13 protein-coding genes are annotated in these 11,955 nt (G+C 68.7%); 8 read left to right on the top strand and 5 right to left on the bottom strand.

Annotated features, from left to right (window positions below):
- Positions 1 to 2 precede the first annotated feature (2 nt).
- Positions 3 to 953 (bottom strand): LysR family transcriptional regulator, encoded by a 951-nt coding sequence (locus ODI_RS11585; RefSeq protein WP_067749259.1) that lies wholly within the window; start codon positions 951 to 953, stop codon positions 3 to 5.
- Positions 954 to 1,084: 131 nt separating this feature from the next.
- Between ODI_RS11585 and ODI_RS11590 the strand changes: the two genes are divergently transcribed.
- Positions 1,085 to 2,452, top strand: coding sequence for an aspartate aminotransferase family protein (locus ODI_RS11590; RefSeq protein ID WP_067749257.1), 1,368 nt, complete (start codon positions 1,085 to 1,087; stop codon positions 2,450 to 2,452).
- A 7-nt stretch (positions 2,453 to 2,459) separates the two neighbouring features.
- On the opposite strand, the gene gntR is transcribed toward ODI_RS11590, so the two are convergent.
- Positions 2,460 to 3,485 (bottom strand): HTH-type transcriptional regulator GntR, encoded by a 1,026-nt coding sequence (gene gntR / locus ODI_RS11595; protein ID WP_067749510.1) that lies wholly within the window; start codon positions 3,483 to 3,485, stop codon positions 2,460 to 2,462.
- 162 nt (positions 3,486 to 3,647) lie between these two features.
- On the opposite strand from gntR, the gene ODI_RS11600 reads away from it, so the two are divergent.
- From ODI_RS11600 to ODI_RS11630, 7 genes are all read left to right on the top strand, one after another.
- Positions 3,648 to 4,235 carry a gluconokinase gene (locus ODI_RS11600; RefSeq protein ID WP_067749255.1) on the top strand — a complete coding sequence of 196 codons (588 nt, stop codon included), beginning with the start codon at positions 3,648 to 3,650 and terminating at the stop codon, positions 4,233 to 4,235.
- Positions 4,232 to 4,750, top strand: coding sequence for a TRAP transporter small permease (locus tag ODI_RS11605; protein ID WP_067749251.1), 519 nt, complete (start codon positions 4,232 to 4,234; stop codon positions 4,748 to 4,750). The genes ODI_RS11600 and ODI_RS11605 overlap by 4 nt, the downstream gene beginning before the upstream one ends.
- A 9-nt stretch (positions 4,751 to 4,759) precedes the next feature.
- Positions 4,760 to 6,040, top strand: coding sequence for a TRAP transporter large permease (locus tag ODI_RS11610; protein WP_067749248.1), 1,281 nt, complete (start codon positions 4,760 to 4,762; stop codon positions 6,038 to 6,040).
- A 64-nt stretch (positions 6,041 to 6,104) separates the two neighbouring features.
- The gene (locus ODI_RS11615; RefSeq protein ID WP_067749247.1) at positions 6,105 to 7,124 is read left to right on the top strand and encodes a TRAP transporter substrate-binding protein; all 1,020 of its coding nucleotides are present in this window, start codon (positions 6,105 to 6,107) and stop codon (positions 7,122 to 7,124) included.
- A 6-nt stretch (positions 7,125 to 7,130) separates the two neighbouring features.
- On the top strand, positions 7,131 to 8,939 hold the full coding sequence (gene edd, locus ODI_RS11620; protein WP_067749246.1) for a phosphogluconate dehydratase: 1,809 nt from the start codon (positions 7,131 to 7,133) through the stop codon (positions 8,937 to 8,939).
- A complete protein-coding gene (gene eda / locus ODI_RS11625; RefSeq protein ID WP_067749245.1) occupies positions 8,930 to 9,565 on the top strand; it encodes a bifunctional 4-hydroxy-2-oxoglutarate aldolase/2-dehydro-3-deoxy-phosphogluconate aldolase in 636 nt (211 codons plus the stop codon). Before edd ends, eda begins: the two co-directional genes overlap by 10 nt.
- A 159-nt stretch (positions 9,566 to 9,724) precedes the next feature.
- Positions 9,725 to 10,090 carry a YgiW/YdeI family stress tolerance OB fold protein gene (locus ODI_RS11630; RefSeq protein WP_067756888.1) on the top strand — a complete coding sequence of 122 codons (366 nt, stop codon included), beginning with the start codon at positions 9,725 to 9,727 and terminating at the stop codon, positions 10,088 to 10,090.
- 22 nt (positions 10,091 to 10,112) lie between these two features.
- On the opposite strand, the gene ODI_RS11635 is transcribed toward ODI_RS11630, so the two are convergent.
- The 3 genes from ODI_RS11635 to ODI_RS11645 are packed head-to-tail and all read right to left on the bottom strand — an operon-like array spanning position 10,113 to position 11,888.
- A complete protein-coding gene (locus tag ODI_RS11635) occupies positions 10,113 to 10,712 on the bottom strand; it encodes a suppressor of fused domain protein (protein ID WP_067756885.1) in 600 nt (199 codons plus the stop codon).
- A 23-nt stretch (positions 10,713 to 10,735) separates the two neighbouring features.
- Positions 10,736 to 11,137 (bottom strand): Rap1a/Tai family immunity protein, encoded by a 402-nt coding sequence (locus tag ODI_RS11640; RefSeq protein ID WP_067756882.1) that lies wholly within the window; start codon positions 11,135 to 11,137, stop codon positions 10,736 to 10,738.
- A gap of 37 nt (positions 11,138 to 11,174) precedes the next feature.
- A complete protein-coding gene (locus ODI_RS11645; RefSeq protein WP_067756879.1) occupies positions 11,175 to 11,888 on the bottom strand; it encodes an IclR family transcriptional regulator in 714 nt (237 codons plus the stop codon).
- Between the last annotated feature and the right edge of the window lie 67 nt (positions 11,889 to 11,955).

Consider the following 11,955-nt stretch of genomic DNA (forward strand, 5'->3'; position numbering starts at 1 on the left):
GCTCAGGCAGCCAGGCTCGAGCCGGCATGCGCCTGCGCCAGGCAGTCGTGGAAGAGCCGGGCGGCGCGCGAGGGCTGGGGGGAGCGGCGCACGATGCTGACGAAGCGGCAGACATAGCTCAGCCGCTTGGGCGCCACGGCCTGGATGCGGCCCTGGCGTTCGAAGACCTCGGCGTAATGGTCCGGCAGGAAACCCAGGTAGCGGCCCGACAGCACCAGCGTGGCGATGGCCTCCTGGTCGAACCCCGTCGCCGCGCGGGTAAGCTTGGCCTGGTGGCTGAAGGCCATGTTGGGCGAGTGGTAACCCAGCCCGGCGAAAGCATGGTCGCGCAATTGCGCCCAGCCAAGGCGGGCATGCGGCTGGCCGAACAAGGGATGGCCCGCGCCGCAATAGAGGTGCATGGTTTCCGGATACAGGTCGGCATAGACCAGGCTGTCGGCGCGCCGGTGCTCGGGAATCACCCCCACCTGGTAGCGGCCGTCCAGGATGCCCTGTTCGATCTCGCCGATGCCGGCGACATGAAGCGTCAGCGTCACGGCGGGCGCCAGCGCGCCGTAGCGCGCGATGGCCACGTCCAGCCGCGCCTGCGGGTGGGTGGCGGTCTTGTCGAAGACCGCCACGTGCAGTTCCCCCGCCAGCCGGTCGTGGATGGCGTCGATGCGGCCGCGGAACGATTCCATGGCGCCCAGCAGTCGCTGGGTTTCCTCGTGGACCGCGCGGCCTTCGTCGGTCAGCGCGAAGCCCGCCCGGCCGCGCCGGCACAGGACCAGCCCGATGCGGGTTTCCAGGTCCTTGATGTGGCGGCTGATGGTGGAGATGCCGATGTTCAGCTCCAGCTCCGCCGCCGCCATGCCGCCGCAGTCCACGACGGCCTTGAACACGCGCAGCAGGCGCAGATCCATGTCGCTGACCTGGCCGAGCAGGGCGCGTGGGCGGGGAGAAGAAACTTTCATGATGAGGCAAGTGAACAGTGATTGTTGCTTATTTAAAAGACTATCGTCCCGGCGAATAATCCGCAAAAGGATTTTGCAGCGCCATGCAGACATACGCCGCCCGCGATGGCGCGGCCCAAGGGAGAATTGCCATGACCGTGACCGCCACCCCCACCCCCACCGACACCCTCCAGGACGACGCCGTCCGCCTGGATCCCGCCTGGCTGGAGCCGCACTGGATGCCTTTCACGGGCAACCGCAAGTTCAAGGCCGAGCCGCGCATGATCGTCGAAGCGAAGGGGGCGTACTTCACCGACGCCGAAGGCCGCAAGATCTTCGACGGCCTGTCCGGACTGTGGTGCACGGGCCTGGGGCATGGCCGCCAGGAAATCGCCGAGGCCGTGGGCCGCCAGGCCGCGAAGCTGGACTACGCGCCGGCCTTCCAGCACGGCCATCCCTTGTCGTTCGCGCTGGCCAATCGCATCCAGTCCCTGATGCCCAAGGGCCTGGATTACGTGTTCTTCACCGGTTCAGGCTCGGGAGCCGCCGATACCTCGCTGAAGATGGCGCGGGCGTATTGGCGCACCAAGGGGCAGGCCGGCAAGACGCGCCTCATCGGCCGGGAGAAGGGCTATCACGGCGTGAACTTCGGCGGCATCTCGGTCGGCGGCATCGCCGCCAACCGCAAGCTGTTCGGGCAGGGCGTCGAGGCGGACTTCCTGCCGCACACGCAATTGGCCGAGAACGCCTATTCGCGCGGCTTGCCCGAGAACGGCGCGCACCTGGCCGACCGCCTGCTGGACCTGATCACCCTGCACGATGCCTCGACCATCGCGGCGGTCATCGTCGAACCCTTCGCCGGCTCGGCGGGCGTCATCGTGCCGCCGGTGGGCTACCTGAAGCGGCTGCGCGAGATCTGCACCGCGCACGACATCCTGTTGATCTTCGACGAGGTCATCACGGGCTTCGGCCGTGCGGGCGCCCATACCGGCGCGGAAGCCTTCGGCGTCACGCCCGACATCCTGAACATCGCCAAGCAGGTCACCAACGGCGCGCAGCCGCTGGGCGCGGTGGTCGTCAAGAAGGACATCTACGACACCTTCATGGCCGCGGGCGGCCCGGACTACATGCTTGAGTTCGCGCATGGGTACACCTATTCCGCGCATCCCGTGGCGTGCGCGGCGGGACTGGCCGCGCTGGACCTGCTGGTGAAGGAGGACGGCCCGGGCCGGGTGCGCGCGCTGGCGCCCACGTTCGAGGCGGCCGTGCATGGACTGAAGGGGGCGAAGCACGTCGTGGATATCCGCAACGTGGGCCTGGCGGCCGGCATCAGCCTGGCGCATGCGCCGGGCGAACCGGCCAAACGCCCCTACGAGGTGGCGCGGCGCTGCTGGGAGAAGGGCTTCTACGTGCGCTACGGCGGCGACACCATCCAGCTGGCGCCGCCTTTCATCAGCCAGCCTAGCGAGATCGACAACCTGGTCAGCGCCCTGGGCGATGCGCTGGCGGAGACCGCCTAGGCGGCGCTCAGGTGCTGCCGCGCACGACCAGTTCGTAGTCCAGCTCGACGCAACCCGGTGCGGGTTGCGAGCCGCGCATCATGCCCAGCAGCATGGCCGCGCCGGCGCGCCCGACCTCGCTGCGCGGCGTGCGCATGGTGGTCAGCGGCGGCACCATCTGGTCGCTGCCCGCCAGGTCGTTGAAGCCCGCCACGGCAACGCGGTCCGGCACGGCGATGCCCAGGCGGCTGGCCGCCAGCAGGCCGCCCTGCGCGATGTCGTCGTTGCAGAAGAAAATGGCGTCGACGTCCGGCGCGCGCGCCAGCATGTCCTCGAACAGCCTGGCGCCCAGGGCAATGGAAGAACGTTCGGGGCTGAGCAGTTCCAGGCTCGGGTCGTAGAGGCCGGCTTGTGCCAGGCAGTGGCGGTAGCCCGCGGCCCGCTGCATGACGCGAGGATCGAGCTGGGCGGCGCAGAACGCGATGCGGCGGCGTCCCCGGTCCAGCAGGTGCCGGGTGATGGCGGCGCCGGCATCGTGCTGCGAGAAACCCACGCAAGGCACGCCCGGCGTGGTGCTGGTCTCCATCAGGTGCACGCAGGGCACGCCGCTGCGCGCGATCAGCTGGCCGCTCGCCTCGCTGCGGTCGAAGCCCGTGACCAGCAGGCCCGCCGGTCGCAGGGGCAGGTAGGTGCGCAGCAGCAATTCCTCTTCGGCGCTGTCGTAGTGCGTCACGCCGATCAGGGGGTGATAGCCCTCGGGAAACAGCGTGCGATGGACGGCTTCCAGCAGGTCGACGAACAGTGTGTTCGAGAGCAGGGGCACCAGCACGATCACCTGTGAGCTGCGCTGCGAGGCCAGCGCGCGCGCGGCGGGGTCCGGCACGTAGCCGAGCTGTTCGGCGGCTTCGTGCACCCGCTGCGCCAGTGTGGGGTCCACGCCGCGCGCGTTGCGCAGGGCGCGGGAGGCCGTGATGGGACTGACTTCGGCGGCGCGGGCCACATCGCTCAAGGTGATGCGGCCGCTGGAGGGACGGGAGCGTCGGGTCACGGTGATAGCGGGTTTGTCCGAATAAGTGTCTGGGCGATTATCTCTTAAGATAGCGCTATCCTGCGAAACCGGGAACCCGGACAGCCAGGGCATCGACCTGGTTTCTGCCCGGCAGATCCAAGGCGGCGGCAAGCGGCACGCATCGCTTGCGCCTTTTTTTGAGCATGTATGGATAGCGCTATCCAAGATTTTCGACCCACCGCCATCGTCGTGATGGGCGTCTCCGGCTGCGGCAAGTCCAGCGTGGGCGAAGCCTGTTCGAAGGCCCTGGGGTGGGCGCTGCTGGAAGGCGATGCCTATCACTCGCCGGAAAGCATCGCCAAGATGCGCGACGGCATTGCGCTGACGGACGCGGACCGGGCCGGCTGGCTGCTGCGCCTGTCGGACCTGCTGCGGCAGCGGCAGCCTGGCGAAGGCGTGGTGCTGACCTGTTCGGCCCTGCGCCGCAAGTACCGGGACAGCCTGCGGGCGGGGCATGCGCAATTGGGCTTCGTCTTCCTGGCGCTGGACTACCAGGATGCGCTTGCCCGCGTGCGCGAGCGGCCCGGCCACTTCTTTTCGCCGACGCTGGTGGCCGACCAGTTCGCCACGCTGGAGTCGCCGGCGGGCGAGCCCGGCGTGCGGGTGCTCGATGCCAGGCTGCCGCTGGACACGCTGGTGGCGGCGGTGCTCGACTGGCTGGCGCCGCAGGCTTGCGGGCCCAGCGGCCGCGAACCCATGACACCCATCACACCCATGACAGGAGACACAGCATGACATCCAGCGATCCCGGGCAGGCGGCCCGCCGCAAACCCGCCTTGCAGCGGCTGGCCGAAGGCCTGATGGTCGCCGCGCTGGCCTGTATGGTGGCGGCCGTCTTCATCAACGTCGTGCTGCGCTACGTCTTCGGCACCAGCATCGTGTCCTACGAGGAAATCGCCAGGCTGCTGTTCGTGTGGCTGGTGGCCATCGGCGCCATCGTGGCCGCCTTCGAAGGCAAGCACCTGGGCTTCGACATGCTGACCTCGCGCGTCCGGGGCACGACGCGCAAGACGCTGTTCTGGGTCAGCCAGGCGCTGGTCGCCTTGTGCATGGTGCTGCTGGTCATGGGCTCGTGGGAGCAGGTGCTGGCCGGCATGCAGAGCTACAGCACGGTGCTGGGCTATCCGCTGGCGCTGGGCGCCGCCGCCACGCTGGTGCTGGCCGTGGGCCTGCTCGTGGCCCTGGTGTTCGAGCTGCGCCGCGGCGTGCCGCCGCTCGCGTCGGACAGCGGCGAAGGCATGGTGGAGTAGGGGCAGGCCATGATCGTTACCGCCATCTTCCTGGCCGTGCTCATCGGCGGCATGGTCATCGGCATGCCCATCGCCCACGCGCTGGTGCTCACCGGCGTCGCGCTGATGTGGCACCTGGACTTCTTCGATTCGCAATTGCTGGCGCAGAACCTGCAGGCGGGCTTCGACAACTTCCCGCTGCTGGCCGTGCCGTTCTTCATCCTGGCCGGCGAGCTGATGAATGCCGGCGGCCTGTCGCGGCGCATCATCGACCTGGCGCGCGCCTTCGTCGGCCACATCCGTGGCGGCCTGGGCTTCGTCGCCATCGGGGCGGCGGTATTGCTGGCGTCGATGAGCGGCTCGGCCATCGCCGACACCGCCGCGCTGGCCACCATCCTGCTGCCGATGATGCGGCAGCAGCAGTATCCCGCCAGCTACAGCGCCGGGCTGCTGGCCTCGGGCGGCATCATCGCGCCGATCATCCCGCCGTCGATGCCGTTCGTGATCTACGGCGTCACCACCAACACCTCGATCAGCCAGCTGTTCCTGGCCGGCGTGTTCCCCGGCCTGATGATGGGCGCCTTCCTGGTCGTGGCCTGGTGGGGCATTGCCCGCCGGCACAAGCTGGCGGCCCTGGCGCGCGTCGGCTGGAAGGACCGGTTGCGCGCGCTGGCGGGCAGCTTCTGGGCGCTGATGATGCCGGTGATCATCCTGGGCGGCCTGAAGGGTGGGCTGTTCACGCCGACCGAGGCCGCCGTGGTGGCGGCCGTCTATGCGCTGCTGGTCTCCACGCTGGTGTATCGCGAGCTGAACCCGCGCCAGCTGTACGACGTCTTCCTGGCCGCGGGCAAGACGACCGCCGTGGTGATGTTCCTGTGCGGCGCGGCCACGGTGACGGCCTACATGATCACGCTGGCGGACCTGCCCAGCATGCTGGCCGACAGCTTTGCCGGCGTCATGAGCGAGCCCGTGCTGTTCATGGCCTTGATGATGCTGTTCCTGCTGGTGGTGGGCACGGCGATGGATCTCACGCCCACCATCCTGATCTTCGGGCCGGTCTGCGCGCCGCTGGCGGCCAAGGCCGGCATCGACCCGGTGTATTTCGGCTTCATGTTCATCTTCGTGGGCGGCATCGGCCTGATCACGCCGCCCGTGGGAACCGTCCAGAACGTCGTGGCGGGCGTCGGCCGGCTGCGGATGGAAACCGTCATTCGAGGCACCACGCCATTCCTGGCTGCGTATGTGCTGATGCTGGCGCTGTTCGTGGTGTTTCCGGGGCTGGTGACGACGCCGCTGGGGTGGTTGCGCTAGCCGGCCATCCATCGGCGTGAGTTTTTTTGCTTTACCTGCATGAACCAACGACAAGGAGACAATCATGCGCTTGCCTTATGTTTTTGCCGGCCTGCTGGCCGCGATGCTGGCCGTGGGCGGACCTGCCCAGGCCGCGGATGACTTCAAGCCCCGCCTGGTGCGTTTCGGCTTCGGCCTGGTGGATGACTCCAACCAGGGCCGCGCCGCGCGGCTGTTCGCCAAGGAAGTCGAGCAGGCCACCGGCGGCAAGATGCGCGTGCGCGCCATCGGCAATGCCTCGCTGGGATCGGACACGCAGATGCAGCAGGCGCTGATCGGCGGCGCGCAGGAGATCATGGTGGGCTCCACGGCCACCCTGGTCGGCATCGTGCCGGAAATGGCCGTCTGGGATACGCCGTTCCTCTTCAACACCGCCGAAGAGGCGGACGTGGTGCTGGACGGCCCGGTAGGCGAGAAGATCAAGGCCAAGCTGGAAGCCAAGGGCATGGTGGGCCTGGTCTATTGGGAAAACGGCTTTCGCAACCTCACCAACAGCAAGCGGCCGGTCGAGAAGCTCGAGGACCTGGGCGGCGTGAAGCTGCGCGTGATGCAGAACAACGTGTTCATCGACAGCTTCAAGACGCTGGGCGCCAACGCCGTGCCCCTGCCGTTCTCGGAACTGTTCACCGCGCTGGAGACGCGCGCCGTGGATGGCCAGGAGAATCCGTTCAACACCGTGCTCTCCAGCAAGTTCTACGAGGTGCAGAAATACCTGACCGTCAGCAACCACGTCTACAGCCCGTGGATCGTCACCGTCAGCAAGAAGTGGTGGGATACGCTGAGCCCTGCCGAGCAGAAGGTCCTGAAGGATGCCGCCATCAAGAGCCGTGATGCCGAGCGCCAGGACACGCGCCAGGAGGCGGTCAAGGCGCTGGCCGACCTGAAGGCCAAGGGCATGCAGGTGAATACCTTGCAGCCGGCGGAAGTCGATCGCATGCGCGAGCGCCTGGCCTCGGTCAATGCCGGCATCGCCAAGAGCGTGGGCCAGGAAACCTGGAACGAGGTCGAGGCGGCCGTCGCCCAGGCACGCGCGGCAAGGAAGTAGGACATCATGGCCCTGCATGCCACCCTCGACGCCGTCACGGCCCGCATCCGTGCGCGCAGTGCCGAGCCGCGCGCGGCCTACCTGGCCAGGCTGGACGCCCAGTCACGGCGCGACCGTGGCGCCGACCGCCTGGGCTGCGCCAACGTGGCCCACGCCTTCGCCGGCATGCCGGGCAACGACAAGCTGCGCGTCGTGGCCGAGCGCGCGCGCAACATCGGCATCGTCACCGCCTACAACGACATGCTCTCGGCCCACGCGCCGCTGCAGCACTATCCGGACGTGCTGAAGGACGAGGCCCGGCGCCACGGCGCCACGGCCCAGGTCGCGGGCGGCGTGCCCGCCATGTGCGACGGCGTCACGCAGGGCACGCCGGGCATGGAGCTATCGCTCTTCAGCCGCGACGTGATCGCGATGGCGACTGCGGTGTCCCTCAGCCACGATGTCTTCGATGCCGCGCTGATGCTGGGGGTGTGCGACAAGATCGTGCCCGGCCTGTTGATCGGCGCCCTGCATTTCGGCCACCTGCCGACCGTGTTCGTGCCTGCCGGGCCCATGACGTCGGGCCTGTCGAACAGCGCCAAGGCCCGGGTGCGCGAGCGCGCCGCGCAGGGGCTGGTGGGCCGCGCCGAACTGCTGCAGGCCGAATCCGCGGCCTACCACGGGCAAGGCACCTGCACGTTCTACGGCACGGCCAACAGCAACCAGATGCTGCTCGAGGCAATGGGCCTGCATGTGCCCGGCACGGCCTTCATCAATCCTGGCGAGGGCCTGCGCGAGGCGCTGACGCGCGACGCCGCGCGCCGGGTGCTGGCGCAGGGCTGCCCGGCCATCGGCCGGGTGGTGGATGAACGTGCCATCGTCAACGCGATGGTGGCGTTGCTGGCCACGGGCGGCTCCACCAACCACCTGATCCACTGGGTGGCGGTGGCGCGCGCGGCGGGCCTGGTCATCGACTGGGACGATTTCGCGGCGCTCTCTGCCGTCGTGCCGCTACTGGCGCGCGTCTACCCGAATGGCGCCGCCGACGTGAACCAGTTCCAGGCTGCCGGCGGTCCGGGCTACGTGCTGCGCGAACTGCTGGATGCCGGGCTCATGCACGAGGACGTGCTGACCATCAGCGCGGACGGGATCCGTGCCTATACCCGCCTGCCGGTGGCTGCCGCGGACGAACGCCTGTCCTGGGACCCCATCGGCGACAGCACGGACCTGGACGTGCTGCGTCCCGCCGCCGCGCCGTTCAGCGCCACCGGTGGCCTGCGCCTGCTGCAGGGCAACCTGGGGCGCGGCGTCATCAAGGTGTCCGCCGTGCCCGAGGACCGGCACGTGGTCGAGGCGCCCGCGCGTGTCTTCGACACCCAGGCGGATCTGCAGGCAGCGTTCCAGGCGGGCGAGCTGGATCGCGACGTGGTGTGCGTCGTGCGGTGGCAGGGCCCGCGGGCCAATGGCATGCCGGAGCTGCACAAGCTGACCCCGCCGCTGGCGGTGCTCCAGGGCAAGGGATTCCGCGTCGCGCTGGTCACCGATGGCCGCATGAGCGGCGCGTCCGGCAAGGTGCCCGCGGCCATCCACGTCACGCCCGAAGCCCTGGCCGACGGGCCGCTGGCGCGCGTGCAGGATGGCGACGTGATCCGGCTGGACGCCGTGCAGGGCACGCTGGACGCGCTGGTGGATGCCCAGACGTGGGCGGCGCGCGTGCCGGCGCGTCCGCCGGTATCGATGGACGAGGCCAACGGCGTGGGCTGGGGCAGGGAACTGTTTGCCGGATTCCGGCGCAACGCGCCTGGCGCGGAAGAAGGAGCCTGTACATGGCTGTAGCACTCACGGCGGGTGATGTCCTCGGGGATGCGCCCGTGATCCCGGTCATCGTGCTGGACGATCCGGAACTTGCCGCGCCGCTGGCGCGCGCGTTGCTTGCCGGCGGAATCCGCATGCTGGAGGTGACGTTGCGCACGCCGCGTGCGCTGGATTGCATCGCGGCCATTGCCCGCGACGTGCCCGAGGCCATCGTGGGGGCGGGGACGCTGCGCTGTGCTGCCGACGCCAGTGCCGCCCGGCGTGCCGGCGCGCGGTTCGGCGTGAGTCCGGGCTTCACCCCGGCAATCGGCCGCGCCTGCCAGGAACTGGCGCTGCCATTGGTGCCCGGCGTTGCCACCAGCAGCGAGATCCTGGCCGCCACCGAGGCGGGCTTCCGGGCGCTGAAGTTCTTTCCCGCCATGCAGGCGGGCGGCATGGCACTGCTGAAGGCCTGGCAAGGACCTTTCGGCGATATCGTCTTTTGCCCCACGGGCGGCATCCACGCCGGCAACGCGGCGGATTTCCTCGCCCTGGACAATGTGGCGTGCGTGGGCGGCTCCTGGCTCGTGCCGGCCGATGCCCTGGCGGCGCGGGACTGGCCACGCATCACGGCGCTGGCGCGCGAGGCCTGCGCCTTGCGCGGCTGAGGGGGGAATGGGGAAGGGGGGTGAACGGGGCGCTTCGTACGCCCTGGTTACGTCATTTTCGTTTAAGTGCAGGGTTGTTTCGGTGCTTTCTCCTAAGCTTGGTGCTGCCGGTCCGCCAGAGACCCCAAGGCGTTTCCCAGCCAAACCGGAGCAGCCATCATGCCGAAGCGTCACCGCCTCTTCGCCGCCCCCGCGCTCGTCCTGTGGTTCACCATGGGCGCGTCCATTGCCGTGGCGCAGTATGTCGGCCCGGGCGTCATTCCCCGCATTACCGTCCAGGAGCTGCAATCGCGCGGCGTGCACGACCAGCAGGGCGTGCTGACTGGCAATCTGCTCACGCCCGAAGGCGGCGACTTCTACGTTTTTGACGATGGCACGGGCCGCCTGCGGGTGGAGATCCCGAAGAAAGTGTTTCCGCCGTCCATGCCCATCGCGCCGCAACGGGTGGTGGAGCTGACGGGCGAACTCGCCAAGGAAGGCCGTGACCTGAGCTTCGAAGTGCGGGAAATGCGGGTGCAGCAATAGCCATGCGCGGATGCGCCAGCGCTCAGCGCGAGGCCATCGCGCAAGCCCGGTCCAGCGACGTCCAGTCGATCTCCGCTTCCTCGAAGACATCCTCCAGCGCGCTGGTGGAGTGCGCCTGCGCGTAATCGATCTCGTCCGCCGAGACCGCCTGCACCAGCAGCCAGCTGACGCGCCTTCCCGCGAATTCCTTGACCGCGTCCAGACCTTCATAGGCGAAGGGCGTGGTCAGCAGCGCGTGCGGCACGGGCGATGCAGGACGGAAGCGCCCGATCAGGCCGTGCAGGAAGATGCCCGGGCAGGCGAAGCCCCGGCTCTTGCCGACGAAAGTGGCGGCAAGAAAGAGCGCTTCGGCCAGGTCGGACTCCTGGCCCGCCTCGCAACTGGCGATGAATTCCAGGCGGGTATGCGGAAACTCGGTGCCGTCGTCCTGGTAGAGCGGATGGTTGGACACGCCGATGGTGCTCAGCGTGACCAGGCCCGGCGAAGGGGTGTCCTGGGCGTGCGCGATGCCGATGTAGAAGGGGTCTTCCGCGGCCTGACGGTGCACGACGACCCGGGGGCGGGCGCCGAAGACGGTTTCCAGGTGTCTGGCAATGGCCTTTTCGCTGTCGGAGATCTGCATGGCGCTTGCGGCCTGGGAAGGGGTCAGGGGTTGCGCCCGATGGTGCTGGCCGGGCAGGGGAATGCCTGCCTCAGCGCCTCGGCCACCAGCGGGGCCGCGTTCCCGCCCAGGCTGGCGGGGTCGAGCTCGTGCAGCGCGGTATGGACGCGGCCGGCCAGCTCGTGCGGCAGCACGCCGGTGACGGTGCACCACAGCTGGTTCTGCGTCAGGTCGGCCACGCCGGAGATGTAGGACTGCGCGCGGGCGGAAGACAGCAGGCGGCTGTGCGCCGGGTCGCGGAATTCGGTGGGCATCTTGCCTTCCAGCGCGGCCAGGAGCTCCTTGCCGGTGAAGTGCCAGGTGCGAGGCGCGGCGGCGGAAGCGCTGGTGGCAGTAACGGTGGCGGCAGTAACGGCCAGCAGGGCGGCGAGGAGGAGGCGGGTCATGGCGTCGGACGCGTTGTCGTGGACGTGATGAACGACCTTACACCATCTGGCCGTACAAGGTGTCGCGCATCTCGGCGGAAGCACCGAGCCGGCGCGCCAGTTCATCCGCATGCGCCAGGATGACGGCCTCGAAGCGCCCGGCATCGACGGTGGCGAGACGCGCGGAGGGGCCCGCGATGGTGAGGGCGCCGACGTAGCGGTCTTCGTTGCCGATGATCGGCACGGACCACGACGCGGTGTAGGGGTCGCGCGCGCCGCTGGAAAAAATGGGCAGTCGCTCGGGCGGGGGCTGCGTGCCTTGCGCCCAGATCGCGAAGACCTGGCCCGTGGACGAGCGGTCCGGCGGCATGACGCTGCCGGCCAGCACCTGGCTGTGCAGGCCTTCGTGCGGTTGGTGGCGGAACAGGCACAGGCGCTGCCCGGGCTCGCCGCCCTCGACGTAGTACGCGGCGCTTTCGCCCGTGTCGGCCGAGAGTTTTTCCAGGATGGGCAGGACGACCGCCGAGAGATCGAAGCCGCGTTCGTAGACCCTGGCCAGAAAGAGCACGCGTGGCCCCAGGCCATATCTGCCATCGGGCTCCCGCACCACGTAGCCGGTGCGCGCCAGCGAGTTCAGCAGCCGGAAGATGGTGGTCTTGTGCAGCGGCAGGCGGTTGGCGAAATCCGCCAGCGCCAGGCGCTCGGCCCCCGGCTTGAAGCAATCCAGCACCTGCATGGCGCGTTCCACCGCGACGACACCGTCATTACTCATGAGATCTCTTTAAGTCCTTTATTTATTAGCCTTGTTGTACACAGTACAACGCCATTTCACAAAAGTA

Origin of the sequence: Orrella dioscoreae (assembly GCF_900089455.2) — a bacterium.
In the GTDB taxonomy this organism is placed as follows: domain Bacteria; phylum Pseudomonadota; class Gammaproteobacteria; order Burkholderiales; family Burkholderiaceae_B; genus Orrella; species Orrella dioscoreae.